General features: G+C 72.1%; 20 protein-coding genes. 7 read left to right on the top strand and 13 right to left on the bottom strand.

Annotation, left to right across the window (positions count from 1 at the left end; all coding sequences use genetic code 11):
* Positions 1 to 31: 31 nt before the first annotated feature.
* Together ACFWJ8_RS00085 and ACFWJ8_RS00090 are read right to left on the bottom strand one after the other, a co-directional pair.
* A complete protein-coding gene (locus ACFWJ8_RS00085) occupies positions 32 to 466 on the bottom strand; it encodes an SHOCT domain-containing protein (protein WP_378807576.1) in 435 nt (144 codons plus the stop codon).
* Positions 467 to 569: 103 nt separating this feature from the next.
* Positions 570 to 2,087, bottom strand: a complete 1,518-nt coding sequence (locus tag ACFWJ8_RS00090) for a DEAD/DEAH box helicase (RefSeq protein WP_378807578.1) — start codon at positions 2,085 to 2,087, stop codon at positions 570 to 572.
* A gap of 195 nt (positions 2,088 to 2,282) precedes the next feature.
* Between ACFWJ8_RS00090 and ACFWJ8_RS00095 the strand changes: the two genes are divergently transcribed.
* Complete coding sequence (locus ACFWJ8_RS00095) at positions 2,283 to 2,996, top strand: ferritin-like fold-containing protein (RefSeq protein WP_378807580.1); 714 nt, start codon at positions 2,283 to 2,285, stop codon at positions 2,994 to 2,996.
* Between the two features lie 61 nt (positions 2,997 to 3,057).
* Here ACFWJ8_RS00095 and ACFWJ8_RS00100 read toward each other — a convergent pair whose 3' ends face one another.
* Positions 3,058 to 3,348 (bottom strand): hypothetical protein, encoded by a 291-nt coding sequence (locus ACFWJ8_RS00100; protein WP_378807583.1) that lies wholly within the window; start codon positions 3,346 to 3,348, stop codon positions 3,058 to 3,060.
* Positions 3,349 to 3,364: 16 nt separating this feature from the next.
* A complete protein-coding gene (locus ACFWJ8_RS00105; RefSeq protein WP_018171265.1) occupies positions 3,365 to 3,589 on the bottom strand; it encodes a DUF3107 domain-containing protein in 225 nt (74 codons plus the stop codon).
* A 156-nt stretch (positions 3,590 to 3,745) separates the two neighbouring features.
* Here ACFWJ8_RS00105 and ACFWJ8_RS00110 point away from each other — a divergent pair, with 156 nt between their 5' ends.
* Positions 3,746 to 6,997 carry a PD-(D/E)XK nuclease family protein gene (locus ACFWJ8_RS00110; protein ID WP_378807585.1) on the top strand — a complete coding sequence of 1,084 codons (3,252 nt, stop codon included), beginning with the start codon at positions 3,746 to 3,748 and terminating at the stop codon, positions 6,995 to 6,997.
* Between the two features lie 2 nt (positions 6,998 to 6,999).
* Positions 7,000 to 10,344, top strand: a complete 3,345-nt coding sequence (locus tag ACFWJ8_RS00115) for an ATP-dependent DNA helicase (protein WP_378808633.1) — start codon at positions 7,000 to 7,002, stop codon at positions 10,342 to 10,344.
* A gap of 21 nt (positions 10,345 to 10,365) precedes the next feature.
* Here ACFWJ8_RS00115 and ACFWJ8_RS00120 read toward each other — a convergent pair whose 3' ends face one another.
* Positions 10,366 to 11,736 (bottom strand): phosphotransferase, encoded by a 1,371-nt coding sequence (locus ACFWJ8_RS00120; protein WP_378807586.1) that lies wholly within the window; start codon positions 11,734 to 11,736, stop codon positions 10,366 to 10,368.
* Positions 11,737 to 11,812: 76 nt separating this feature from the next.
* Between ACFWJ8_RS00120 and nudC the strand changes: the two genes are divergently transcribed.
* Together nudC and ACFWJ8_RS00130 are read left to right on the top strand one after the other, a co-directional pair.
* Complete coding sequence (gene nudC / locus ACFWJ8_RS00125; protein ID WP_378807587.1) at positions 11,813 to 12,727, top strand: NAD(+) diphosphatase; 915 nt, start codon at positions 11,813 to 11,815, stop codon at positions 12,725 to 12,727.
* The gene (locus ACFWJ8_RS00130) at positions 12,724 to 14,496 is read left to right on the top strand and encodes an ATP-dependent helicase (protein WP_378807588.1); all 1,773 of its coding nucleotides are present in this window, start codon (positions 12,724 to 12,726) and stop codon (positions 14,494 to 14,496) included. Before nudC ends, ACFWJ8_RS00130 begins: the two co-directional genes overlap by 4 nt.
* A gap of 766 nt (positions 14,497 to 15,262) precedes the next feature.
* On the opposite strand, the gene ACFWJ8_RS00135 is transcribed toward ACFWJ8_RS00130, so the two are convergent.
* Positions 15,263 to 16,708, bottom strand: a complete 1,446-nt coding sequence (locus tag ACFWJ8_RS00135; RefSeq protein ID WP_378807590.1) for a zinc-dependent metalloprotease — start codon at positions 16,706 to 16,708, stop codon at positions 15,263 to 15,265.
* A gap of 146 nt (positions 16,709 to 16,854) precedes the next feature.
* On the opposite strand from ACFWJ8_RS00135, the gene ACFWJ8_RS00140 reads away from it, so the two are divergent.
* Entirely contained in the window at positions 16,855 to 17,979 is a 1,125-nt protein-coding gene (locus ACFWJ8_RS00140; RefSeq protein WP_378807591.1) for a PDZ domain-containing protein, read from the top strand.
* Positions 17,980 to 18,061: 82 nt separating this feature from the next.
* Positions 18,062 to 20,962: a UPF0182 family protein gene (locus ACFWJ8_RS00145; RefSeq protein ID WP_378807592.1), complete on the top strand. Its 2,901-nt coding sequence runs from the start codon at positions 18,062 to 18,064 to the stop codon at positions 20,960 to 20,962.
* Positions 20,963 to 21,034: 72 nt separating this feature from the next.
* On the opposite strand, the gene ACFWJ8_RS00150 is transcribed toward ACFWJ8_RS00145, so the two are convergent.
* From ACFWJ8_RS00150 to idi, 7 genes are read right to left on the bottom strand one after another with little or no spacing between them, the layout of a single operon-like run.
* Positions 21,035 to 21,928, bottom strand: a complete 894-nt coding sequence (locus tag ACFWJ8_RS00150; protein ID WP_378807593.1) for a prenyltransferase — start codon at positions 21,926 to 21,928, stop codon at positions 21,035 to 21,037.
* Entirely contained in the window at positions 21,925 to 22,248 is a 324-nt protein-coding gene (locus tag ACFWJ8_RS00155; protein WP_378807594.1) for a lycopene cyclase domain-containing protein, read from the bottom strand. The genes ACFWJ8_RS00150 and ACFWJ8_RS00155 overlap by 4 nt, the downstream gene beginning before the upstream one ends.
* Positions 22,245 to 22,595, bottom strand: a complete 351-nt coding sequence (locus tag ACFWJ8_RS00160; protein WP_378807595.1) for a lycopene cyclase domain-containing protein — start codon at positions 22,593 to 22,595, stop codon at positions 22,245 to 22,247. Before ACFWJ8_RS00160 ends, ACFWJ8_RS00155 begins: the two co-directional genes overlap by 4 nt.
* Position 22,596: 1 nt before the next feature.
* Entirely contained in the window at positions 22,597 to 24,162 is a 1,566-nt protein-coding gene (gene crtI, locus ACFWJ8_RS00165; RefSeq protein ID WP_378807596.1) for a phytoene desaturase family protein, read from the bottom strand.
* Positions 24,159 to 25,037 (bottom strand): phytoene/squalene synthase family protein, encoded by an 879-nt coding sequence (locus tag ACFWJ8_RS00170; RefSeq protein ID WP_378807597.1) that lies wholly within the window; start codon positions 25,035 to 25,037, stop codon positions 24,159 to 24,161. Before ACFWJ8_RS00170 ends, crtI begins: the two co-directional genes overlap by 4 nt.
* Positions 25,034 to 26,092 carry a polyprenyl synthetase family protein gene (locus ACFWJ8_RS00175; protein WP_378807598.1) on the bottom strand — a complete coding sequence of 353 codons (1,059 nt, stop codon included), beginning with the start codon at positions 26,090 to 26,092 and terminating at the stop codon, positions 25,034 to 25,036. The genes ACFWJ8_RS00170 and ACFWJ8_RS00175 overlap by 4 nt, the downstream gene beginning before the upstream one ends.
* A complete protein-coding gene (gene idi / locus ACFWJ8_RS00180; protein ID WP_378807599.1) occupies positions 26,080 to 26,631 on the bottom strand; it encodes an isopentenyl-diphosphate Delta-isomerase in 552 nt (183 codons plus the stop codon). The genes ACFWJ8_RS00175 and idi overlap by 13 nt, the downstream gene beginning before the upstream one ends.
* Between the last annotated feature and the right edge of the window lie 42 nt (positions 26,632 to 26,673).

Below are 26,673 nucleotides of genomic sequence, written 5' to 3' on the forward strand. Positions count from 1 at the left end.
GCGGATGCCGCGATTCAGGCGATCAGCGTGATCAGCCGAGCGCCTTGGTCTTGAGCGCGTCGTACTCGGCCTGCGTGATCGTGCCGGCGTCGAGGAGGGCCTTGGCCTTCGCGATCTCGTCAGCGGGGCTGGACGCACTGCCGGCGACCGACTTGATGTAGGCGTCCTGCGCGGTCTGAATCTCGGAGGCCTCCTTCGCGCTGCGCTTGGCCATGCCGTTGCCGCGCGCGATGAGGTAGACGAGCAGGGTCAGGAACGGCACGAAGATCAGGAAGATGATCCACACGGCCTTCCACCAGCCGTTCAGCTTGTGGTCGCGGAACAGGTCGGCGATCACGGCGAACAGCGCGAACAGGTACGCCATGAAGAAGAAGATCCAGAGGAACCACCAGATGATGTCCCAGAACGAGCCCCAGAAGCCCTGGTACTCGTAACTGATGGGCACGGCGTTTTCGATGAATCGCACGTTATGCCTTTCTTAGATGCGAGGTCGCGGCATCCCGCCGCGTGGCCTCACCCTAGCGCTGAAAGAACGCTGAGTGCGGGCGCCGCGACCAGGCATGCCGCACTCAGGCGCCGGCGGGCGCCGGTGCGGCACCCGAGCCGCCGCGGCGACGACGGCGCCGACGCGGCGCCGGTCGGCCGTCGTGGTGCTCCTTGCCGCCGCCGTCGTGCGTCCCGCCGCCGTCGGCGTCACGGTCGCCCTCCGCGGCGGGCGCCTGCTCCCCGGCCGGCTTCGCCGCGCCCTCGGCAGGTTCGAAGCTCGATCCGACGCGCTCGGCCGAGCTGCCCGAACGGCGGCGACGACGACGACGGCTGGGGGCCTGACCATCGGTCTCCGCCTCCGCTGCAGCATCCGCCGCCTTCGCGGGCTGTACGCGGACGGCCTGCGTCTTGGGGGTCGTCGCGATGCGGCCCTTCGTCCCGGCGGGGATGTCGAGGTCCTCATACAGGTGCGGGCTGGACGAGTAGGTCTCGACGGGGTCGGGCTGGCCGAACTCGAGTGCGCGGTTGATGAGGGCCCACTTGTGCAGGTCCTCCCAGTCGACGAAGGTGACCGCGATGCCGGTCTTGCCCGCGCGGCCGGTGCGGCCGGCGCGGTGCAGGTAGGTCTTCTCGTCGTCCGGGATCGTGTGGTTGATGACGTGCGTCACGTCGTCGACGTCGATGCCGCGCGCGGCGACGTCGGTGGCGATGAGCACGTCCTTCTTGCCGGCCTTGAACCCGGCCATCGAGCGCTCGCGCGCCTCCTGGCTCATGTCGCCGTGCACGGCGCCCGCGTTGAAGCCGCGGTCGCTCAGCTCGTCGACCAGTCGCTGCGCGGCGCGCTTGGTGCGCGTGAAGATCACGGTCTTGCCGCGGCCCTCGGCCTGCAGGATGCGGGCGATGACCTCGTCCTTGTCGAGCGAGTGCGCGCGGTAGACGAGGTGGCGGATGTTCGCCTGCGTGAGGCCCTCGTCGGGGTCGGTGGCGCGGATGTGGATCGGGTTCGACATGAACCGGCGCGCGAGGGCGACGATCGGGCCGGGCATGGTCGCCGAGAACAGCTGCGTGTGACGCACGGCGGGAACCTTCGAGAAGATCTTCTCGATGTCGGCGAGGAAGCCCAGGTCGAGCATCTTGTCGGCCTCGTCGAGCACCACCTCGGTCGCGTTCGACAGGTCGAGCAGGCGCTGGTTGTTGAGGTCGATGAGGCGGCCGGGGGTTCCGACCACGATCTGGGCGCCGGCCTTGAGCTGGTCGATCTGGCCTTCGTACGCCTTGCCGCCGTAGATGGCGACGACGCTCGTGGAGCGGTTCGAGGTCAGCATGTCCATGTCCTCGTACACCTGCACCGCGAGCTCGCGGGTCGGGACCACGATGAGCGCCTTGACGCCCGGCGCGGGGTCGAGGCCCAGTCGCTGGACGACGGGGATGCCGAAGCCGAAGGTCTTTCCGGTGCCGGTCTTGGCCTGGCCGATGATGTCCTGGCCCGGGAGGCCGAGCGGGATCGTCTGCTCCTGGATGGGGAACGCGTCGACGATGCCCTTTGCAGCGAGGGCTTCGACGATGTCCTGGTCGACGCCGAGTTCGGCGAAGGTCGTCACGATGTGTGCCTGTCCGGCAGTGGGATGCTGCCTGGGTTCGTGCCCGGGCGCTGGAACCGGCCTGTGAGAGGCCGTCCGCGCGGGCGGAAGTGCGATCCACGCCCTTCTTTCCCACAGGCGCGGGCGCCCCGATCCGACGCCGGGGCCGAGACAACGATACCGGAGGTCGCCCGGACGAGCACTTAGGCTTCGTACATGGTCAAGTGGTTCTGGCAGCGCCGTGGCGCGGAGCGCAAGCTCCAGCTGCGCTCGCGCGACGACCTCGGCGGTGCCGACCGCGTCGACTTCGAGGAGCTCGCGCCCGACATCGACACGTTCCTGGGCCAGGTCGCGTACCTGCAGCTGGGATACTTCGAGACCCTCACCGAGCTCATCCAGTCGCTCCCCGAACTCGCAGAGAAGGAGGCCGTCGCCCGCGCAGCGGGCGCCGCCCTCACCAAGCACGAGGCGCTCGTCGCGCTGATCCGCGAGCGCGGCGACGATCCGACAGAGGTCATGCGCCCGTTCCGCGAGCCGCTGGACGCGTTCCGGGTCGCGACCCACGGGGTGCGGCCGCAGGAGACGATGCTCTCGGTGCACATCACCGCCGGCATGCTCGACGACTTCTACCTCGCGCTCTCGGCCAGCTACGGTGAGACCGGCGACCGCGTGGCGCGCATCCTGCAGGCGGACTCCGACCGGCAGGCGATCGTCGAGATCCTCGCCGACACCATCGCGAGCGACCCGGAATGGAAGTCGCTGCTGGCGATGTGGGGCCGTCGACTTGTGGGGGACACCCTGCTCATCGCGCGCGCAGCGCTGCGGCCCATGAGCCGCGGCTCCGCCGACGAGGAGAAGGTCGAGCCGGTGTTCACCGAGCTGATGGCCGCGCACTCCCGCCGTATGGATGCGATGGGACTCGCCGCCTGAGACGAGAGATCCGGGATGCCTCGTGGCGAGGCATCCCGGATCTCTGTCGTATGCGGGCGAATCAGCCGATGCCGAGGCGCGCCTTCTCGCGGGCGTCGTGGGCCACGCGCGCGCGGGACGTGATGAGGATGACCGGGTAGGTGACCACGGCCGGGACGATGAGCGCCGCGAGCCACGGCCAGGGGGTGTCGATGCCGACGCCGAGCCAGGTGAGCAGCGTCCACGCGGCACCCGCCGAGACGGCGCCGATCATGGGGGCCAGGGCGACGCCGCGCGTCAGCCGCTGGTGCAGCTGGAAGTGGATGCCGATGCCGACGACCGCGCCGACGATGAACGCGATGAGGATCTGCATGTCTGCGGTCTCGGGCTCAGGCGACAAAGCCGACGCGGCGCGACTCTTCGGAGCCGAGCTCGACGTAGGCCAGGCCCGCGGTCGGGACGATGTACGAGTTGCCCTTGGCGTCGGCGAACGTCACGTGCGTGGCGCCGGCATCCAGGGCGGCGGCGATGGACTTCTTGACGTCGGCAGCGGGCTCGTTCGTCTCGAAGTTGAGCTCGCGGCCGGTGTTCGCGATGCCGATGCGGATCTCCACGTGACTGACCTCCTGCGCGGGGCGATGGTTGCTCGGTGCGAGGCTGAGGCTCCCCGGACGCATGGCCACTCTACGACACCCGGAAGGGGCGTCCGCCCGTCGCCCGAACGCTCTGGGCGAACGGCCGATGTCGTCCGCTCGCGCTAGCTTCGAAGGGTGACACCAGGGAGTCCTACCACCGCGCCGTTCGCGCCCGACCTGCAGCAGCGCGCGGTGATCGGACTGCCGGCCGATGCGTCCGGCGTCGTCGTCGGCGCACCGGGGACGGGCAAGACGGCGACCCTCGTCGCACGCGTCGCCGCGCTCGTGGAGGCGGGCGCCGATCCCGACTCCGTGCTCGTGCTGACGCCCTCGCGCCAGACGGCGACGGTGCTGCGCGACCGTCTGGGCCTTGCGGTGCGCGTCGCGACCGCCGGACCCCTCGCGCGGTCGGTGGCGTCCTACGCGTTCCAGCTGGTCCGCGCGCACGCCGTGGCCGCGGACGCCGATCCGCCGCAGCTGCTCACCGGCGGCGACGAGGACCAGATCATCCGCGACCTGCTCGACGGCGATGCGGAGGACGAGGCGGAGGCGCCGTCGCGCTGGCCGGAGTGGCTCGGCCCCGCGATCCGCGCGACCGCGGGCTTCCGCACCGAGGTGCGGACGTTCCTCGCCGAGTGCACGACGCTGGGCATCGAGCCGCAGCGGCTGCGCGAGCTCGGCGAACGTCACAGCCTGCCGGCATGGACGTCGCTCGCCTCGTTCTCGACCGAGTACCTGCAGGTGCGCTCCGCCATGCGCGGCGCGCACCGGGATGCTGCGGGACTGGTGCGCGAGGCGGTCGGTCTGCTGCGCACCGGGCCGGCCGCCGGCATCCCCGCGATCGATCGCGTGCGGTTCGTGCTCGTCGACGACGCGCAGGAGCTGACGCTGGGCGGGGTGGAACTGATCGAGGCGGTCCGCGGCCGCGGAGCCGCGGTGCTCGCGTTCGGCGACCCCGATGTCGGGTCGGGATCGTTCCGCGGCGCGACGCCCGAGAACTTCGCACGGCTGGCCGGGGCGCTCGGCGCGGTGCACGTGCTCGCCGACGGTCATCGGGGCAGCGCGTGGCAGCGGGAGCTGGTCGGCCGGGTCACCCAGCGGATCGGCGCCGTCGGGGTCGTCGCGCACCGTGCCGCGACCACGGGCGCCGAACCCGACGGATCGGTGCGCGTGCTGACGCTGCGCTCGCCGGCCGAAGAGTACGACGCCGTCGCCCGGGTGCTCCGCGAGCGCCACGTGCACGACGGTGTGCCGTGGCACGCATGCGCCGTCATCGCCCACGACACACGGCAGGTCGCGGCGCTGGAGGCGGAGCTGTCGGCGCGCGAGGTGCCCGCGCGGTCGAGCGGCCCGGGGCGCGCCCTCGGCGCACTGCGGCCGGTCGCCGATCTCCTGCGGCTCGTCGAGCTGGCCGCCCGGGAGGACTGGACCTTCGAGGACGTGCAGTCGGCGCTCGTCGGCACGTACGGGAGGCTGGACGTCATCGAGCTGCGCCGGCTGCGCTCCGCGCTGCGCCACGCCGAGCTCCGTCAGGTGCTCGGCGACGGCGCAGACGATGACGCGACGGACGCCGAGGGCGCCGGCGCCCCGGGGCCACACGCGCCGGGCGTCGAGCGCTCCGGTCGCGATCTCGTGCTGTCGGCCATGGCGCAGCCCCTGGAGTTCGACCTCGTCGACACGCGCGAGGCCCGCCGGGCCGCCGCCCTCGCCCGCACCCTCGCGGTGCTGCGCGACGACCTGGGGCGCGGTGCGACGGCGCACGAGCTGCTGTGGACCGCGTGGGATCGCAGCGGGCTCGAACGGGCCTGGTCGGAGCTCGCCCGCGGCAACGGACCCCTCGCCGAGCAGGCGAACCGCGACCTCGATGCCCTCGTGGCGCTCTTCCAGGCAGCGAAGAGGTTCGTCGAGCGCTCCCTCGACGCCGACCCGCGCGTGTTCGTGCGCTCGATCCTCGACAGCGGGGTCGCTGAGGACCGCCTCGACGCCCCCGCACGCGACGACAGCGTGCGGGTCCTCACCCCCGCCGGTGCGCTCGGGCTCGAGTTCGACACCGTGGTGGTCGCCGGCATGCAGGACGCCGTGTGGCCCAACACGCGCCTGCGCGGCAGTCTGCTCGAGACCTGGCGGCTCGCGGATGCCGCCACCCGTGCCGACGGCGAGTCCACGGGTGCCTTCGATCGCCGCCGCGCGGCGATGCACGACGAGCTCCGCCTGCTCGCGCGGGCGCTGTCGCGGGCCACGGTCCGGGTCGTCGTGACCGCTGTGGACGACGACGACACCGGTCCGAGCGTGTTCTTCGAGATGCTGCCCGACCCCGAGCCGTTCGAGCTCGACCACCCGGTCTCGCTGCGCGGTCTGGTGGCGCGCCACCGTCGCACCCTGACCACGACGGCACCGCGGGACGGCGCGCCGGAGCGCACGTCGACGACCGCTGCGCGCGCCGCGGCGCAGCAGCTCGTGCTGCTCGCCGAGGCAGGCGTGCCCGGAGCCGCGCCCGCAGAGTGGTTCGGTGTCGCCGAACCCACCTCGACCGGACCGCTGCGCGATCTCTCCCGAGAGGACGTGCGCGTGTCGCCCTCGCGGCTGCACGCACTGGAGGAGTGCGAGCTCAACTGGGTCATCGGCGACCTGGGCGGCGACCCCGGTGGCACGACCGCCGGCCTCGGGACCATCATCCACGCCGCGCTCGAGCACGCCGCCGGTCATGACGAGGCCGCGCTGTGGGCCGAGGTGGAGTCGCGCTGGGGCGAGCTCACGTTCGAGGCCGAATGGCGCGACCGCGCCGAGCAGACGCGGGCACGGGACCTCGTGCGCCGGCTGCACCTGTATCTGCGGCGCTTCGACGACGCCGGCGGCACGCTCATCGGCGCCGAGCCGCACTTCGAGGTCGGCATCCCCTTGGACGGCCCGTTCGACGGCCCCGAACCCGCGCCTGCGGAGCCCGGGGCATCACCAGACGAGCACCGCGTGATCCTGTCCGGCTACATCGACCGCGTCGAGCTGGCCGCAGACGGCACCGTCGTGATCCTTGACCTGAAGACCGGCAAGCGCGAGCCCCAGACCGACGCGAAGGTGCTCGACAATCCGCAGCTCGCCGCGTACCAGCTCGCGTTCGAGTCGGGTGCGATCCCTGAGGCCGCGGGGCACGCGCCGGGGGGCGCGAAGCTCCTGGTGCTGCGGCCGACCGCCGCGCGGGCGGACTACGCCACGCCGTGGCAGCCGCCGTTCGACGACGAGCGCCGAGACGCCTTCGTCGGCCGCATCCGCACCGCCGTGGCCGTCATGCGCGGCACATCCTTCACCGCACCGTATGAGGAGCACTGCCGTGACGAGCATTCCTACGGCCTCTGCCGCATCCACACGATCGGCGCGGTGAGCGCCTCGTGACGATGCTGCAGAACCTCGCCGGGCCGGTCGCGCTCCCGACGCCCCCGTCGCTGCCGGCGCGGGTCATCGCCGCCGCCCTCGGACAGTTCCCGCCGACGGCCGAGCAGACCGAGGTCATCGAGGCGCCGCTGTCACCCGCGCTCGTCGTCGCCGGCGCGGGCAGCGGGAAGACCGAGACCATGTCGGCGCGGGTCGTGTGGCTCGTCGCGAACGGCATCGTGCGCCGTGACGAGGTGCTCGGCCTCACGTTCACGCGCAAGGCCGCGGGCGAGCTGACCGAACGCATCCAGAAGCGCCTCTCGCGCCTGGCCGAATTCGAGCGACGCGGGCTTCTCCCGGCGCTGCCCGCGCTCGCCGAGGCCGGACGCCTCGACGTCTTCGGCGAGCTGGAGCGATCCGGAGCCGACGGTGCGCGGGCCACCGCCGAACGCCAGCGGCTGCTCGACGCGCTCGCCGCCGAGGTCCGCGCGATCGCGCAGGAATCCTCCGACGACGCCCTGCTGCACCGGCCCACCGTGTCGACGTACAACAGCTTCGCCGACCAGATCGTGCGCGAGCACGCGCTGCGGATCGGGAGGGATGCCGAAGCCGCCGTGCTCTCCGAATCGGCAGCGTGGCTGCTCATGCGCCGGGTCGTGTTCGCCTCCGACGATCCCCGCCTCGAGGTGCGCGGAGAAGCGGTGCGCAGCATCGTGGACGCGGCGCTGCGGATCGCGCGCGACGGCGTCGACAACCTCGTCGACTTCGACGCGCTCGCGGCGTTCCCGGAACGATTCCGCACGGTGCGCGACCTGCCGTCGACGAACCGTCGCACGACGGTCTACGCGGACGTCGCCGACGCGGCCGACAAGGTCGACGCGCTCGCGATGCTCGCGGACCTCGCCCGCGAGTACGACGCCGAGAAGCGCCGGCTCGGCGTCATCGACTTCTCGGACCAGGTGGCGGGGGCGTTCGAGGTCGTGAACGGGCACCGCGCCGTCGCCGAGGAGCTGCGCGACCGCTACCGCGTCGTGCTGCTGGATGAGTACCAGGACACGTCGGTCGTGCAGACCGACCTGCTGGCGACCCTGTTCGCGGGCACCGGCGTCATGGCGGTGGGCGATCCGCACCAGGCGATCTACGGATGGCGCGGTGCGAGCGCAGGCAACCTCGGAGGGTTCGCGGCCGCGTTCTCACCCGAGGGCGATTGCGCGCGTTTCGCGCTGCTCACCAGCTGGCGCAACAGCGCCACGGTCCTGACGGCGGCGAATGCCGTGCTCGCGCCGCTTGCGGCGTCGGCGTCCGTCGCCGTGCAGGAGCTCCGCGCGCGTCCGGGCGCCCCCGAGGGGCTCGTCGAGCTCGGCTTCGACGCCGACCTCGACACCGAGGCCGATCGGGTGGCGGAGTGGTTCGCCCGCGTGCGCACCGATCGCCGCCTCGAGGGGCGCAGCACGACCGGGGCGATCCTGTTCCGCAGCAAGAAGCACATGGTGCGGTTCGGCGATGCGCTCGGACGGCGCGGCATCCCGCACCGCATCCTCGGGCTCGGCGGGCTGCTCTCCACGCCCGAGGTGGTGGACGTGGTGTGCGCGCTGCGGGTGATCAGCGACCCGTCCGCGGGCTCTGCGCTCATCCGCCTGCTGGCGGGTCCGCGCTGGGGAATCGGCCTGCCCGACCTGCGCGAGCTCGCCGCGCTGTCGCGCCGGCTCGCGCGGCACGACTCCTCGCTCCAGCCGCTGGCTCCCGAGGTGGTCGAACGCATCCGCGGCAGCGCGGGCGACGACGACGGCTCGCTCGTCGACGCCCTCGACTTCGTGCTGCGGCAGAAGGTCGACCACGGCTGGCTGGAGGGGTTCACTCCCGCCGCACGCGAGCGCCTCCGTGAGGCGGGCTCCGTGTTCGCGGGGCTGCGTCAGGCGAGCGGGATGCCGATCCCCGAGCTCGTGCGGCTGATCGAGCTGGAGCTGCGACTGGATGTCGAGCTCGCGGCGAACGAGTCCCGCGGCCCGGCGCGAGTGGCCTCGGCGCAGCTGCGCGCGTTCGTGGACGAGGTGCACGCGTTCCTCGCCGCCGACGAGACGGGCTCGCTTTCGAGCCTGCTGGCGTGGCTCGACCACGCCGAGCAGCTCGACGAGTTCGCGCCGCGCACCGAGCCCCCCGAGGACGACGTCGTGCAGCTGCTCACGATCCACGGTTCGAAGGGCCTCGAATGGGATGCCGTCGCGGTGGTCCGTCTCGTCAAGGACGAGCTGCCCAGCGCGCCGCGCGACACGAAGGCGTGGCTCGGCTTCGGAGTGCTGCCGTACGCGTTCCGAGGCGACTCTGCGTGGCTGCCGTTGCTCGCGTGGCAGTCCGCTCAGACGCAGCAGGAGCTGAAGGAGGCGCTCGACGCGTTCGTCGAGGCCAACCGCGCACGGCAGCTCGAAGAGGATCGCCGGCTGGCGTACGTGGCCGTCACGCGCGCCCGTGACCACCTGCTGCTGACTGGCTCGACCTGGTCCGGCACGAAGCGTCCGCGCAGCCGGAGCGTGTTCTACGCCGAGATCGCCGAGGCGCTCGGCGTGCCCGTTCCCGACGACGAGCCGGGCGACGATCCGTACCAGGGCGAGCGACGCGTCCTGCAGTGGCCGATCGACCCGCTGGGATCGCGGCGCGCCGCGGTGGTCCACTCGGCCGGCACGGTCACAGCGGCCTTCGCCGAGCCCCGCGCCGAGCTCGATCCGCAGACCGCGCTGCTGCTCGCAGAGCGCGACGCCCGCCGGGCCCGACCGGCGCACACGGCGCCGACGCGCATCCCGGCGTCGCGGTACAAGGAGTATGCGGCCGACTTGGAGGGCACGCTCGCCCGCATCGCGCGGCCGCTGCCCGAGAAGCCGTTCCGGCAGACACGGCTGGGCACCTTGTTCCACGCATGGGTGGAGCAGCGCTCGGGCCAGGCGGGGCTGGGAGGGTCGCTCGACGACTCGCTGTGGGAGCTCGATGACGACGCCGCCGGCACCGATGCGTCCGTCGAGGATGCCGCGGCACTGGCGGCGCTGCGCGACCGATTCCTGGCCTCGGAGTGGGCGCACCTGCAGCCGATCGAGGTAGAGACCGAGATCGACTTCACGACGACCGGCCCCGACGGCCTGCCGCACATCGTCATCTGCAAGCTCGACGCCGTCTATCGCCGCGAAGACCGCGCAGGGCGCATCGAGATCGTGGACTGGAAGACCGGCGCCGCACCGCGCACGCCCGCAGAGAAGGACGAGCGGATGCTGCAGCTGGAGCTCTACCGGCAGGCGTACCACGCGAAGCACGGGATCCCGCTCGAAGAGATCGACGTCGCGCTGTACTACGTGGCGGCGGACGTCATCCTGCGCAACTGACGCTGCCCGGCCGCCGGAGGATCAGTCGGCCAGCCAGCGGCGCAGCGCGGCCTCGGACGAGCGCTCGGCGTCGGCAGCGGCATCTCCGCCATCCTCGGCCCGTGTGGCCGAGACTCCGGGCAGCGTGATCGGCGCGGTGGAGAGCTCGTCGGCCGGGTGCACGGCGGGCGACCCGGTCGCGCCGTCGCGCCCCGTCGCATCGTCGGGCAGTGATGCTGCCAGCTCGGCGAGGTCCTCGGCGGAGAGCTCCTGCGTGTCGGAGGGATCGAGGCTGTCGGCCTGTGCGCGGGGCGCGGCACCGGTGTCGCCGCGCGCATCCTCCTCGGCGACCCAGCGGGCGAGTTCGTCGGGATCGTACGCGTCGGTCTGCATGGACGTGTCGACGGGCGCGGCGCTCTCGGCCGCGGACCCCGGCATCCGGGCGAGCAGGGCGATGGCGTCGTCGACGTCGAGCGCGTCGTCCGCGACGAGCGCATCGCCCGTGACGCCGGCTGCGAGCGACTCCAGCAGCTCGACGGCGTCGGCCACGATGTCGTCGCGGGCCTCGTCGTGGCCGTGGATGAGCCACTTCGCGAACTCGAGCTCGGCATACAGGCGGGCGCGCTCGCGCACCCGTGCGTCGGGGGCGCGTCCGCTCTCGGCGAGGTACGCGGCGAACACATCGGGCGCGGCGTCGGGCGCGGACGCCAGCCACTGCAGGTCGGTGGCGGGGTCGCCGATCGACAGCCCGTGCCAGTCGAGCAGCCCGGTGACCGTCGGGACCTCGTCGAGGTCCTCGAAGATGAACGCGCCGGTGCCGACGCCGTCGAGCACGACGGCCGACTCGAACCGCCACAGCTCGTCGGCGTCGACGGCATGGCGCCAGCGGTCCTGCAGCGCTCGCGGCAGGCGTCGCGTCGCCGTCGCCCGGTCGATGAGGCGAGACGCGTCGGTTCGCACCTGCTGCGGAGTCCGCGCGGGCAGGCCGTCGGTCTTCACCACCGACTGCGGCAGCGCGTGCACGGCGGCGAGCGCCGCACCGAGCGAGGTCGCTGCGCCGCGCCCCGCGGGCAGGTGGGCGGCATCCACGCGATAGCCGGGAAGGAAGTCCACCACGACGGCACGGTCGTCGCCGATGCCGGCCTCGCCGAGGAGTTCGGGAGCACGGAACGGCAGCAGGCTGCGCACGCCGGGAGTCAGTGCGTGAAGCGCCCGAACCTCTGCGGCGAGGTCGGCCGCGGCATCCTCGTCGGCGGCGACGCGGACCACGACGCGGCGGCCGTCATCGAGATCCGCGACGGCGGAGTCGTAGCGCCCGTTGGCGCCTTCGGTGAGCACGCCGACCCCGACGACCCCTGTCCTCGGGAGAGCCGAGGTGACGGACGCGGCTAGAGTGAGGGGTGAGCGTGCCATGTGCCCAGGGTAGGTCGGGCACGCGCGACAGTCCCCGCGCCACGCCCGGCCCTATCGACGAAGCGGAGCGTCCTCGATGACGGCCACAGGCAGCACCGGAGAATCGCCGCTGGCCCGGGTCGGCTTCGACCGCGCGGCCGAGGAACGCGCCGTCCCGGATGTGCTGAATGCGGCACGGAGGGACCCCTCGACCCGCGTCCTCGTGATCCACGGCGATGCCGCGCCGCTCGCCGACGCGAGCCGCCTGGAGTGGTTCGCCCCCGCCGACGTGCCCGACGGCGCGGAGTGGGCGCTGCTCGGACGCGACGGGACGGGAGCCCGGCTGCTGACGGCGGTCTTCGCCGCGGGGGACGACGCGCCGCTGCCTTCGCCCGCGGGCTGGGCAGGACTGCGCACGATCGGCGGCTCGCTCGAGGCGACCGACGCGGCCGCGTTCGTCGAGGCGCTGAGCCTCGGCCGGTGGCTGCTCGACTCGCGCTACTGTCCGGCGTGCGGCGCGCTGACCGATCTCGGCGACGCAGGATGGTCGCGTCGCTGCCCGTCGTGCGGGCGCCAGCACTTTCCGCGCACCGATCCGGCCGTGATCGTCGCCATCACGAGCGCGACCGACCCCGACGCCCTGCTGCTGGGGTCGAATGCGCTCTGGGGGGCGGACCGGTTCTCGTGCTTCGCCGGGTTCGTCGAGGCGGGGGAGTCGCTCGAGGCCGCCGTCCGGCGCGAGGTCGCCGAGGAGTCGGGCGTCGAGGTCGGCGCCGTCCACTACCGCGGCTCGCAGGCATGGCCCTACCCGCGCTCGCTCATGCTCGGCTTCTTCGCCGAGGCGCTCGACGACCACGCGGCCCGGGCGGACGGTGAAGAGATCGCGGCCGTGCGCTGGTTCACTCGTGATGAGATCGGCCGTGCGCTGGCCGGCGAGTCCGACGTCGTGCTGCCGGGACGGGCGTCGATCGCGCACCGGCTGATCGCCGACTGGCACGAGGCGCGGCCGTGAGCGGCGGCGCTCTGGCCGGGCTCGACGAGCACCAGCTGGAGGCGGTGCGCGCACTTCGCGGGCCGGTCGTCGTGCTCGCGGGGGCCGGGACCGGAAAGACCCGCGTCATCACGCATCGGATCGCGCACGGCGTCGACACGGGCGCGTACTCGCCGGGTCGTGTGATGGCCGTCACCTTCACCGCCAAGGCGGCCGGCGAGATGCGAGGGCGCCTGCGCATGCTGGGCGTCGGAGGCGTCTCGGCGCGGACGTTCCATGCCGCGGCCCTGGCGCAGCTGAACTTCTTCTGGCCGACGCTCGCGGGCGACACGGCGCCGGGGATCGTCGACCACAAGGTCAAGCTCCTCGCTCACGCGGCCGACGGCGTCGGCCTGTCGCCGGACGTCGCGACGCTGCGCGACGTGGCCTCTGAGATCGAGTGGCGCAAGGTGTCGATGCTGAGCATCGAGGAGTACGCCGCGGTCCGTCCGAACGGTGTCGGCCGGCTGGGCACAGACCGGGTCATCGCGCTGCAGCAGGCGTACGAGAAGCTCAAGGACGAGCGCCGCCAGCTCGACTTCGAAGACGTGCTGCTGGCATGCGCCGGCATGCTCGAGGCCGAGCCGCAGGTCGCCAAGGCGGTGCGGGAGCAGTACCGGCACTTCACCGTCGACGAGTTCCAGGACGTCTCGCCGCTGCAGAACCGCCTGCTCGAGCTGTGGCTCGGCGATCGCCGGGACCTGTGCGTGGTGGGCGACGCCAGTCAGACGATCTACTCCTTCGCGGGGGCCGATGCCCGGTTCCTCCTCGACTTCGACAAGCGGTTCGAGGGCGCGCGCATGGTGCGCCTGGAGACGAACTACCGATCGGACTCCGGCGTCCTCGGCGTCGCCAACGAGCTGATGCGCGGGCGCCCGGGCGCCCTGCACCTGTCACCCGCCCCTGCGCGCGAGACCGGCGCGTCCGAAGCGGTGCCGACGGTCACGGCTTTCGAGGACGACCGCGACGAGGCCCGCGCGATCGCGAAGCGCATCACGGCGCAGATCGCCGGCGGGGCCGATCCGCGTCACATCGCCGTGCTCTACCGCGCGCACGCCCAATCCGCGGAGCTCGTCGCGGCACTGTCGGACGCGGGTATCGCCACGTCGGTCCTCGGCGGGCGGCGGTTCTTCGACATGCCCGAGGTTCGACAGGCGGTCATGGAGCTGCGCGCGGCCGCCGTCGCTCCGCTGGAGAGCGGCCTCGTCGACACCGTGCGGGACATCCTCCGATCCCGCGGTCTGACGGATGATCCGCCCGAGGCGGGCGGCGCCCTGCGCGACGCATGGGAGGCGCGAGCGGCATTGCTGCGGCTCGCCGAGGAAGCGCCTGCGGGCACCACCCTCCGCTCGTTCACGGACGAGCTGACCGCGCGCGCGAAGGTGCACGACGAGCCGGCGCTGCGGACCGTCACCCTCGCGACGCTGCACGCGGCGAAGGGCCTGGAATGGGAGCACGTGCATCTCGTCGGCATGGCCGAGGGGCTCCTGCCGATCTCGTACGCGACGACGTTCGAGCAGGTCGACGAGGAGCGCCGACTGGCGTACGTCGGCATCACGCGGGCCGGGCGAACGCTGTCCGTGACGTGGGCCCGAGGTGTACGGGAGCGGCAGCCGTCGCGCTTCCTGCGAGAGATCGGCAACGGCACTCTGCGTGCGGTCGGTGCGTCCGGACGTCCCGGTGCAGCGAACCGGAGCGCAGCGCGACCGACCGCGTCCGCGCGAGACGCCGCCGAGCGCGCTCGTCGATGAGCCGGCCCGCCACCATCCCCGCCTCCCACAGCACCGCCGCCTCGACGTCGACCGCGCGCCCGATGAGCTGAGCGGCGACCGCCGGCCACGACGGGTCCGCGTCGCGGCGGTGCGCCGCGACGCACGCCAGGCACGCGGTGTCGCCCGGCCGCACGTAAGGGCCGATGTCGGCGCCCGGGCCGGTGAGCACGATCGGGAGGTGCGGCAGGTCGGACGCCATGAGCGAGGCCCACGAGCCGGGCGGCACGACTCGCGGCACCACGAAGACGACGGCCGCGGCATCCGGGACAGGCACGTCGATCGGATCGAACGGATGCCGCACCACGGCGTCGAAGCCGGCGGCGGCGAGGCCGCGGGCCACGAGGTCGACCTGCGCGTCCGTCACCGCGGCGTCGCGATGCAGCGACACGACCCGTCGCGCGGCCGGACCCGTCGCGAGGGCGCGGCGCAGGCGGGTCAGCAGCCGCGTCGCTGCGTCGTCGGACGGTGCGCCGAAGGCGCGCGCCATGGCGACGAATGCGGCATCGGGGATGCCGCGTTCGAGCTCGCGCACCATGCGAAGCTGCCACGGCTGCGGCTCGTCGAGCAGTGCGACCGGGTCGGCGCCGAACTGCAGCGCCATGGCGGATCGCCACACCGGCGGGTACGAGGGATCCAGGCTCAGCATGTCCCGATCCTGCCCGAGCGCCCACCCGTGCAGGGGGTTATCCACAAAGCGCCGGCCAGGCGAAGCCGGCCGGCGCACTGTGGAGGAGGGGACGCCCGATCAGACCGGCCGGTGGTCGTCGGGTGCGCCGCTCTCGTCTTCCCCGGCCCCGTCGGCGGGGCCCTGCTCGTCCTCAACCGGACCGCCGGACGTCTCGGCGGACTCGGCGCCCGCCTCGGGGAACTCTCCGGCGAGCAGGCGTGCCAGGGCGTCGTCCAGCTCGTCGGGCGCGGGCGCCTCGCCCCGGGCGCGCGCCTCCAGGCGGGCGACGAGCGCGGCCGGGTCGTCGATGTCGGACGCGGCCGGCATGAGGTCGGGGTAGTCCCACAGGGCGTCACGGGCGGCGGGGCCGACGGCATCCGTCACGGCACGCCACATCGCGGCGGCCTCTCGCATGCGGCGCGGACGGATCTCCAGGCCCACGAGCGACGCGAGCGCGCGCTCGGCCGGTCCGCCGACGGCGCGGCGCCGGCGCACGGCCTCCGCGATGCGCGGCGCGGAGGGGAGACGCGAGGTGGCGTCTTCGGTGACCACCTCGACCCAGCCCTCGATCGTCGCGAGCAGGTTCTCGAGGCGTGCGAGCGCGGCGTCCTGCGCCTCGGACCGCGGCGGCAGGAGGGCGCCGCTCTCCAGCGCCGCGCGCAGCTCCTCGGGCTGAGAAGGGTCGAAGCGCGACGCCATGTCTTCGAGCATCTCGGTGTCGACGTGCACGCCGCGTGCGAAGTCGGTGACCTGCGAGATGACGTGCAGTCGCAGCCAGCGCGCGTGCCGGAAGAGGCGCGCGTGTGCGAGCTCGCGAGTGGCGATGTACAGCGCCAGCTGGTCCTCGGGCACCTCGAGGTCGCGACCGAAGTCGGCGAAGTTCTGCGGCAGGATCGCAGCCTGCCCGTCGGGCATGAGGGGGATGCCGACGTCGCCGCCGCTCACGACCTCCTTGGAGAGGCTGCCGATCACCTGGCCGAGCTGTGTCGCGAACAGCGACCCTCCGATCGTGCGCATGAGACGGCCGGCGCCCTGCACCAGCTCCTGCATGTCTTCGGGGGACTGCTCGCTGAGCGCCGTGGTGAGCGCGTCGGCGATGCTGGTCGCGACGGGCTCGGCGAGCTCCTGCCACACCGGCAGGGTCGCCTCGACCCACGCGCCGCGCGTGATCGTGGTCGGCGGGGCGGAGAGGTCCGAGATGCCGGTCGCCTCGCTCAGCCACAGCGTCGCGAGCGCGAACGCCTGGTCGAGGTCGGTGCGCTGGCCGGCGGTGACGCCCAGCCCCTCCTGATTGGCGATGTGCAGCGCCTGGCGCTTGGCCATGTCCCACGACACGCCGCTCTCGCCGGCGTTCGCGAACACGCCCTGCAGCTGCCGCATGATCTGCTGCATCATCGCGGGGTCGATGTCCATGCCCGACATCCGCGAGAGCTGCTCGGGGTCGATGCCGCCCGCGCCGCCGCCGAAGAGCTGCCGCATGAGCTCCTGGAAGTCGTCCTCTGGACTGCGGTCGTCGTCTGCCACTTCAGCCGCCTTTCAGCCGGTCGATGACGTTGCGCTCTACGCTAGTCGCAGCATCCGTCGCACTCCCCGGCCGGGACCTCGAACCCTTACGCCGGTCGCGAACGACCAGGCACCCGAACACCCCCGGCACGGAAGAGAGGTCCCGCGTGGCCCTGTTCGACGAGAACACCACCATCGAGCCCGCGCCGCGGCAGCGCATGTCGCGCCGAGCCGTGGCGGGAGTGTGGGCGCTCGCCGTGGCGATGGTGATGCTGCTCGTCATCACGTTCCTGCCGACGTCGTATGTGATCCAGCAGCCCGGGCCGGTGTACAACACGCTCGGAACGGCGATGAACGCCGACGGCGATGAGGTGCCGCTGATCTCGGTGGACGGCGCGAAGACCTACCCGACGGACGGTTCGCTCGACCTCCTCACCGTGCAGGTGCAGGGCAACCGCGAGCACACCCCGTCGTGGTTCGAGCTGGCGATGGCGTGGTTCGACCCGAGCAAGGCCGTGCTGCCGATCGACGCGGTGTTCCCGGCCGGGCAGACGACCGAGCAGCGCAACGAGGAGAGCGCCGCGATGATGGTCGACTCGCAGCAGGAGGCGACGGCCGCCGCGCTCAGCGACCTCGGCTACGACGTGGGCGCCCAGCTGTCGGTGCACTCGGTCATCGAGGGGGCGGCCGCCGAAGGCGTCCTCGAGGAGGGCGACCTGATCCTGTCGGCGGACGGCCAGACCGTCACCGACGCGACGGCGCTGCGCAAGGTGATCAACGACGGCGGCGGCGACCCCGTCGAGCTCGTGATCGAGCGTGACGGCGAGCAGCAGACGGTGTCGGTCACGCCCAAGGAGTCGACGGCCGACGGCGAGACCGTGTGGCTCATCGGCGTGACGCTCATCACCGACTACGACTTCCCGATCGACGTGACGATCCAGCTGAACAACGTCGGCGGCCCGAGCGCCGGCATGATGTTCGCGCTCGGCATCATCGACACGCTGACCCCGGGCGAGCTCAACGGCGGCGAGCAGGTCGCAGGCACCGGCACGATCACCGCCGACGGCACCGTGGGTCCGATCGGCGGCATCCGTCAGAAGATGTGGGGAGCGGTGGATGCCGGAGCCGAGTGGTTCCTCGCGCCCGACTCGAACTGCGACGAGGTCGTCGGCCACATCCCCGGCGATCTGCGGGTGTTCTCCGTCAAGACGCTCGACGATTCGCTGAAGGTGCTGGAGACGATCAGCGACGGCGGAGACCTCGACGAGCTGCCGACCTGCAAGGCCGGCTGAACCGCCGCACGGCGCGGAATTCTGGGGGTTCGCCCAGGGAGGACAAAGCATCCGCCGTGAGCCGCGCACCTAGGATGGGACGGTGACCACGACCTCGCCGCCGACCCCGGCCACACCGTCCCGCACCCGACGCGTCATCGCCATCACCCTTGTGGTCATCGCCGCGCTCGTGGTGGCCTTCTTCGTGTTCGCGAGCCTGTACGCCGACTGGCTCTGGTTCGATCAGCTCGGCTTCCAGTCCGTGCTGACGACGCAGTGGATCGCACGGGTCGTGATGTTCCTGGTGGGCTTCCTCGGCATGGCGGTGCCCGTGTGGCTCTCGATCCAGCTCGCGTACCGGCTGCGTCCGGTGTACGCGCGGCTGAGCTCGCAGCTCGACCGCTACCAGGAGGTCGTCGAGCCGCTGCGCCGCCTGGCGATGTGGGGCATCCCCGTGTTCTTCGGGTTCTTCGCCGGATTCGCGACGTCGGCGCAGTGGGAGACCACGTGGCTGTGGTTCAACGGCGTCAAGACCGACACGACCGACCCGCAGTTCCACCTCGACACCGGGTTCTACATGTTCGCGCTGCCGTTCTGGAGCTCGCTGGTCGGCTTCCTCTCGGCCGTGCTGCTGGTCTGCCTGCTGGTGACCGCCCTCGTGTCGTACCTGTACGGCTCCGTGCGGATCGGCCAGCGCGAGCTGCGGATCTCGAAGTCGGCCCGCATCCAGCTCGCCGTCATCGCCGGCCTCTACCTGCTCGTCCAGGGCGCGAGCCTGTGGCTCGACCGCTACAAGACGCTCAGCGAGCCGGGCGACCGCATCACAGGTCCCGGCTACACCGGTGTCAACGCGATCATCCCCGGCCAGACGATCCTCGCCTTCGCCGCCGTGATCGTCGCGATCCTGTTCTTCATCACGGCGATCATCGGTCGCTGGCGCTACCCGCTCGTGGCCACCGCGCTCCTCGTCGTCTCGGCGATCGTGCTCGGCGTCGGCTACCCGTGGGTCGTCACCACCTTCCAGGTGCAGCCGAACCGGCTGACGCTGGAGGAGCAGTACTACCAGCGCAACGTCGACATGACGAAGACCGCGTACGGCATCGACGGACTCGACAAGCAGGACTTCACGGCCGTCGTCGACGTCGAGGCGGGTCAGCTGCGCGAGGACGCCGGCACGACCGCGCAGATCCGCGTGATGGACCCCGCGATCGTGTCGCCGACCGTGCGCCAGCTCGAGCAGTACCGGTCGTACTACCAGTTCGCCGACCCGCTCGACGTCGACCGCTACGACATCGACGGCACGTCGCAGGACACGGTGGTGTCCGTCCGCGAGCTCAACCTCGAGCAGTTGGGCGTCGCGAACGACTGGCAGAACAGCGCCGTCGTCTACACGCACGGCTACGGCATCGTCGCGGCCAAGGGCAACGACCGCACGGTCGACGGCAACCCGGTGTTCCTCGAGCGCGGCATCCCTGCGACGGGCTTCCTGTCGGACGAGGAGAACTTCCAGCCCCGCGTCTACTTCGGCGAGTACTCGCCGACGTACTCCATCGTCGGCGGCCCGAAGGGCTCCGACCCGATCGAGCTCGACTACCCGTCGGGTCAGGACGACTCGTCCAACGAGACCAAGACGACCTTCGAGGGCAACGGCGGACCGAGCCTGGGCAACGTGTTCAACCGTCTGATCTACGCGCTGAAGTTCCAGGCCGAGCAGATCCTGTTCTCGGACTACGTCAATGAGGACTCGCAGATCCTCTACGACCGCAGCCCGCTGGAGCGCGTGCAGAAGGTGGCGCCGTACCTGACGCTCGACAACGACCCGTACCCGTCGGTGGTCGACGGGCGCATCGTCTGGATCGTCGACGGCTACACGCTGAGCGCGAACTACCCGTACTCGTCGACGGTGAGCCTCACGTCGGCGATCTCGGACTCCAGCAACCCCGCGCCCCGGTTCGCGCTGGACGACATCAACTACATCCGCAACTCGGTCAAGGCCACGGTCGACGCCTACGACGGCAAGGTCACGCTGTACGCCTGGGACGACAAGGACCCGGTGCTGAAGTCGTGGCAGAAGGTGTACCCGTCGACGGTCAAGCCGATCAGCGAGATGTCGGCCGAGCTCATGAGCCACGTACGGTACCCGACCGACCTCTTCAAGGTGCAGCGCACCATCCTCGGCGTCTACCACGTCGACGACGCGCGCTCGTTCTACCAGAGCGACAACCGGTGGAAGACGCCGAACGACCCGCAGGCCGACACGCAGCTGCAGCCGCCGTACTACCTGACGATGCAGATGCCCGGCCAGGACGCCCCGACGTACTCGATGTTCACGTCGTTCATCCCGTCCGGTGAGGGCAGGAACGTGCTGATGGGCTATCTGGCCGTCGACTCGAACGCCGGAAGCGAGGCGGGCAAGAAGAGCTCCGACTACGGCAAGCTCAGGATGCTGGAGATCAGCGCCGACACGACGGTTCCCGGTCCCGGACAGGTGCAGAACAACTTCGACGCGCAACCCGAGGTGTCGTCGTTCGTGAACCTGCTCAAACAGGGAGACTCGGACGTCCTGAAGGGCAACCTGCTGACTCTGCCTGTGGGTGGCGGTCTCCTGTACGTGCAGCCGGTGTTCGTGCAGTCGTCCGGTGCGACGAGCTTCCCGTCGCTGCAGAAGGTGCTGGTCTCGTTCGGCAACGAGGTCGCGTTCGAAGACACGCTGAACGAGGCGCTCGACGTGCTGTTCGGCGGCGATTCGGGGGCGGACGCCGGTGACACCGACGTGCCCACGGATCCGAACGCGCCCACGCCCGAGCCGACGCCGGAGCCGACGCCCGCGCCGACGACGCCGAGCGAGCCGACCGACGCGTACCAGCAGGCCCTGCAGGACGCGCAGCAGGCGATGCTCGACCGCCAGGCGGCGCTGGAGAAGGGCGACTGGGCCGCGTACGGCGAAGCCGACGACCGCCTCACGGCGGCCGTGCAGAAGCTCATCGAGCTGGGCGAGCAGTAAGAGCGCCACGATGCCAGGAAGGGCCGCTCGTCTTCGGACGGGCGGCCCTTCATCGTCCGGGAGTGGCGCCGATCATGACGTGAGTGCCGCGTACCAGATGAGCAGCAGGGTGACGGCGAACCCGGTGAACTGGTTGAGCCACAGGAAACGGCCCCAGCCCGCGGTCGCGGCCGAGGCGTCGGCATCCGCGATCCCGCGATACGGCCACACGGTGACGAGGTAGGGCACGGCGAGGAGGGCGGCGAGCGGTCCCGGCCACGACGTGGCGAACATCGCGGCTCCGGCGGCCGCGTAGCAGCACAGCGCGAAGCGGACGGTCCAGCGCGCACCGCGGACGGTCGCGATCGAGGCGATGCCGGCCTCGCGGTCGGCGACGACGTCCTGCACGGCTCCGAATGCGTGCGACGCGATGCCCCACAGCGCGAAGGCGGCGAGGAGGGCCGCGAGCTGCCACGTCCAGGCCGCACCCGCGAGCACCAGGCCGTACACGGCCGGGGAGAAGAAGTGGATGCTGCTGGTCAGCGAATCCAGGAACGGCCGCTCCTTCAGCCGCAGCGGCGGCGCGCTGTAGAACACGACGAAGAACAGGCTCCCCGCCAGCACCGCCCACGATGCGGGAGAACCCACGACGACGAGGAAGACGACGAACGGCAGGCACGCCAGACCCGACGCGATGAGGGTGACCCGATGCAGGCGCCGGTCGAGCACGGCGCCGTGGGCGCCGCCCTTGCGCGGATTGCGCAGGTCCGACTCGTAGTCGAAGACGTCGTTGATCCCGTACATCGCGAGGTTGTAGGGAATCAGGAAGAACAGGGTGCCGACGATCAGCACGATGTCGACCTGCCGCGTCGTCATCAGGTACGCGGCGGCGAACGGATAGGCCGTGTTGATCCAGCTCACCGGTCGTGACGACACGAGCAGCCGGCGTGCGACGGCGCCTGCGCGCAGCGGCTCGGCGACGGTCATCGGCTCGCCTCCGCGGCATCGCGGCGGACCGGCGTGAGCAGCGTGAACACCGCCGGCACCAGGAACGCCGCGCAGAGCGGGTACGCGAAGTCCTCGACAGGCGCGAGACCGATGCGCAGCCCCGAGATGAGCCCGTCGGGATAGGTGAACAGTCCGACGGCGATCATGACGTTGTCGAAGACGGCCGTGAGGAGGATGAGGATGCCGGCAGCCACGCCCGACGCCGCCATCCGGTGTCCGAAGCGGGCGCGGCGCACCGTGAGCGCCACCGCGAGGGCGGTGGCCGCGAGGAACGGGGCGAGAACGAGGGCGTAGGTCATCTGCGCGCCTCCTGCCGGGGCGTGACGGCACCCCTCCGCCGCGCGAGCGCCCGCAGCGCGCCCGCCCACGTCACGAGAGCGAGGTAGCAGAGGAAGGCCAGGAACACGGGCTCCTCGACGGGCAGGTGGGGCGCTAGGTCGAAGCCCAGCAGCAGCGGGCTCCCGCCCTTCACGAAGACGCCCGCGGCGATGCCGGCCAGGTCGCACAGGAGGAAGAAGACGGTGCCGATGCCCACGGCGGCGGCCGTGCGGCCCGGGGCGGCCCAGGCTGCGAGGCGCCACCGCCGGTCGAGGAGCGCCACCCCGGCGGCGCTCACGAGGATCGCGAGCAGGTACACGCCGGGCACGTCACACCCGCGCGTTCTCGGCGAGCGGGCCGGGGGAGCGGTCGCCACGCAGCCGCTTGAGCACGAGTTCCGCCGAGATGAGGCACATCGGCAGCCCGATTCCGGGAAGCGTCGAGGCGCCGACGTAGGCGAGGCCCTCCACTCGGCGCGACACGTTGCGCGGACGGAACATCGCGCTCTGCCGCAGGGTGTGCGCGAGGCCGAGGGCGTTGCCGCGCCATGCGCCGAGGTCGGCGGCGAAGTCGCCCGGGGCGACGGTGCGGCGCACGACGATGCGCTCGGCGAGGTCGGGGATGCCGCACCACTCCGACAGCTGCGCGATCACGCGATCGGCGGCCGCCTCGACGGAGGCGTCGCCCGCGCCGTCGACGCCGCCACGGCCGAGGCCGGGGTCGGCAGGCACCGGCACGAGGACGAACAGGTTCTCATGGCCGGGCGGCGCGACGCCTGGGTCGGTGGCGCTCGGCCGGCACACATACAGCGACGCCGGATCGGGGATGCGAGGACGGGGCCCGAAGATGTCGCGGAAGTTCGCGCGCCACTCCTCCGCGAACAGCAGCGTGTGGTGGGCGAGCTGAGGGAGGGCGCCTTCGACGCCGAGCATCAGCAGGAGCGCGCCCGGGCTCGGCGTCCGCGTGCGCCACCACTCCTCGGGGTAGGTCTGCAGTTCGCGCGGGAGCAGCGTCGTCTCGGTGGCGTGCAGGTCCGCTGCCGACACGACGAGGTCGGCGGCCAGGCGGCGGCCTCCGGCCAGCTCGACGCCGGCGACCCGGCCGGCTTCGGCGAGGATCGCGGTCACACGCGCGCCGGTCTCGATGCGGACCCCGGATGCCTCGGCCAGGCGTGCCACGGCGCGGATGACCTCGATGAACCCGCCGCGCGGATACAGCACGTGCTCGTCCAGGTCGAGGTGGCTCATGAGGTGGTACAGGCTCGGGACGCCGTACGGCGAGCCGCCGAGGAACACGGCGGGGTACTCGAGGATCTGTCGCAGACGCGGATCGGCGAACCTGGTCTCGACATGGCGCGCGAGGCTCCGCGTGAGCAGCGGCGCGAGGCGCGGCGTCCGCCGCAGGAGCGCGGGATCGCGCAGCCCCGCCGTCGTCTCGTACGTGTCGTAGAGGAACCGTGTGACGGCCAGGTCGTAGGCGTCGGCCGCGGAGTCGAGGTAGTCGTCCAGGCGCGCGCCCGCGCCCGGCTCGACGCCCTCGAACAGGGCGGTGGCGTTCCTCCGGCCCGAGCGCACGTCGAGCGGCGACAAACCGGTCGAGGGGTCGGAGTACACGCGGTACGCGGGGTCGAGGGGCACGAGGTCCAGCTCGGCCTGCGCGGAGGTCCCGAGGAGGCCGAAGAAGTGGTCGAACACCTCGGGCATGAGGTACCAGCTCGGCCCGGTGTCGAAGCGGAAGCCGTCGTGCTCCCACGTCCCCGCCCGGCCGCCCAGCTCGTCGCGGGCCTCCAGCACCGTGACGTCCCAGTCGTCGCGCGCGAGGAGGGCCGCTGTGGCGAGGCCGGCGATCCCGCCTCCGATGACGACCGCCCGGCGGGTTCCACCGCCCGCGCTCACGCGTGGGCTCCACGGGGCGCGAAGCCCAGCATCGCCCGCATCGCCAGGCGCGCCTTCACGGCGTCGGGGACGCGCACGCGCGTCTCGTCGTGCGGCGTCGCCCGCAGCCGCGCGGCCAGCTCGGCGAACAGGTCGTGCGCGGCGGTGACGGCCCGGCGGCAGTCGGCGGGCAGGTCGGGGATCACCCGCGCGGCGGCGGCCAGGTCGCGGTCGATGCGGTCGAGCACCGCCGCCCGATCCCCGGGCGACGCGAGATCCAGGTAGTCGCGACCGAGGCGCGCGCGGTCGTCCTGCAGATCGCGCAGGAAGTTGACCTCCTGGAACGCCGCGCCCAGTCGCCGGGCGCCGTCGGCGAGCTCCGGCGAGGGAGTGACGGGATGCCGCGCCCCGGCGTTCACGAAGACCTGCAGGCACATCAGCCCGATCACCTCGGCTGAGCCGTAGACGTACGTGTCGTGCGATGCCGTGTCGTGCCGGCTCACCTGCAGGTCGACGCGCATCGACGCGAAGAAGGGGCCGACGAGGTCGGGCCCGATCCCGCACTCCCTCGCCGTGCGGGCGAACGCGTGCAGGACGAGATTGCCGCTGAACCCCTGGTCGATGGCCGCGAGGCACTCCTCCTCCAGTCGGTCGAGCACCCCCGCAGCCTGTTCGGCCGAGAGCCCGGCCTCCCAGGCGGGGCCGTCGACGATCTCGTCGGCGACGCGTGCCAGCGCGTACACGTTGCGCACGTGCGGCCGCGGCCGCGGGCCGAGCAGCCGGCACGCCAGGCCGAACGAGGTCGAGTACCGCGCGATGACAGCGGCCGCGGCATCCATCGCCGTCCTGTCGTAGAGGGCGAGGCCGGTGGCGATCTGCGAGGCGGGAGTGTTCACGGGATCCTTCGATCGATCTCGTCGGCGAGGCCGCGCAGCAGGTCGCCGGCCGGGGACGGCAGGGTCTGGTCGCGCGACCCGGCCCGAACCCCGTCGAGGGTCTCGGCGATCAGGCCCGCCAGCCGGGCGCGCGCGCCGCTTCCGGCGAGGATGAGCTGCGCCTCCCGGACTGCCACGGGTCCCGTGGCGGCCAGCGCCAGCGCGGCGTCGACGCTCGGCGCGGCACCCGACTCGTGGGCGAGCGCGATGAGGGGGGTCCGCTTGGCCTCGCGCAGGTCAGGTCCGCTGTCGCGTCCGGTCTGTGCGGTGCTGCCGAACGCGCCGATGAGGTCGTCCACCAGCTGGAAGGCGAGTCCCAGCCGCCCGCCGAGGTCGCCGAGCACGCGGAGCGCCGGTGCGTCGGCGCCGGCCAGCAGCGCTCCCGCCTGCAGCGGCGCCCGGAACGAGTAGACCGCGGTCTTGCGGAACGCGGTGCTGAGGGTCGCGTCACGGGTGGGGGAGGACGCCGACACGGCGTTCTCGACGTCGGCGAGCTCGCCGGCGGCCGATACCACGATGGCATCGTCCAGCAGCCCGAGCAGGCGGTCCTTGGTCGCGGCGTCGGTGGGGGCCATGGCGACCAGGCGGAACGCCTCGTGCAGGAGGAGGTCGCCGGCGAGGATTCCGGCCGCGTCCCCGAGCACCGCCGCTCCGGCCGCGTCGGCGCCGGCCTCGATTCCTCGGGCACGGAACTCCCCGCCGATGTTCGGCACCCCGCGTCGCTCGATGTCGTGGTCGATGACGTCGTCGTGCACGACGAAAGCCGTGTGCAGCAGCTCGAATGCGGCGGCGACCGAGAGCACGGACGGTCGCTGGGACTCGTGGCCGTCGAACGCCGTGAACGCGGCCGTGACGAGGGCGGGCCGGAATCGCTTGCCGCCGTGGGCCGCGCGGCCGATGGCGGCGGCGAGTGCGACGAAGCCGTCACCCAGTCCTTCTGCGCGTTCGCGCACGCGGGCGAGCGAGCCGTCGATCGCCGTCGCGACGGCGGGATCCGCCGCGATCACGACGCCCACCGCCGGGGTTCGGCCCCGTCGAACAGGTGCAGGTGCTCGGCCTGCAGCACGAGCCAGGGGGAGAACGCCCACGGCGTCGCCACCAGGGATGCGGCCAGGTCTTCGGGGTCGACCCAGCGGGCGTCCATGACCTCGCGGGGGTTCAGTCGCGGCTCTTCGTCGGTGTACGCCGTGTAGACGGGGCAGACCTCGTGCTCGACGATGCCGGCGCTGTCGGTCGCGCGGTAGCGGAACAGCGGCAGGGCGAGCTCCAGGTCGGACAGCACGAGGCCGAGCTCAGAGTCGGCGTGGCGGTGCACCGCGGTGGCCACCGGCTCTGCGGGGCGCGGGTGCCCGCAGAACGAGTTGGTCCAGACGCCGGGCCAGGTCCGCTTCGCGAGCGCCCGTCGGGTGACGAGCACCTGACCGTCACGGTTCAGCACGTGGCAGGAGAACGCGAGGTGCAGAGCTGTGTCGGCGCCGTGCACGGTGGACTTGGGGGCGGTTCCGATCGGGTTCCCGGCATCGTCCAGCAGCACCACGTGATCGGTGTCGGTCATCTCTGCATCTCCTCCCAATCGCTAGTTTAGCTAGCGATCTCA

It is taken from the genome of Microbacterium sp. NPDC058389, from assembly GCF_042722305.1.
Lineage (GTDB): Bacteria > Actinomycetota > Actinomycetes > Actinomycetales > Microbacteriaceae > Microbacterium.

Coding starts and splice junctions, on each gene's coding strand:
- ACFWJ8_RS00095 (WP_378807580.1), top strand. CDS start 2,283: ATGGTCAAGTGGTTCTGGCAGCGCCGTGGCGCGGAGCGCAAGCTCCAG.
- ACFWJ8_RS00100 (WP_378807583.1), bottom strand. CDS start 3,348: ATGCAGATCCTCATCGCGTTCATCGTCGGCGCGGTCGTCGGCATCGGC.
- ACFWJ8_RS00115 (WP_378808633.1), top strand. CDS start 7,000: ATGCTGCAGAACCTCGCCGGGCCGGTCGCGCTCCCGACGCCCCCGTCG.
- ACFWJ8_RS00120 (WP_378807586.1), bottom strand. CDS start 11,736: ATGGCACGCTCACCCCTCACTCTAGCCGCGTCCGTCACCTCGGCTCTC.
- nudC (WP_378807587.1), top strand. CDS start 11,813: ATGACGGCCACAGGCAGCACCGGAGAATCGCCGCTGGCCCGGGTCGGC.
- ACFWJ8_RS00150 (WP_378807593.1), bottom strand. CDS start 21,928: ATGACCGTCGCCGAGCCGCTGCGCGCAGGCGCCGTCGCACGCCGGCTG.
- ACFWJ8_RS00155 (WP_378807594.1), bottom strand. CDS start 22,248: ATGACCTACGCCCTCGTTCTCGCCCCGTTCCTCGCGGCCACCGCCCTC.
- idi (WP_378807599.1), bottom strand. CDS start 26,631: ATGACCGACACCGATCACGTGGTGCTGCTGGACGATGCCGGGAACCCG.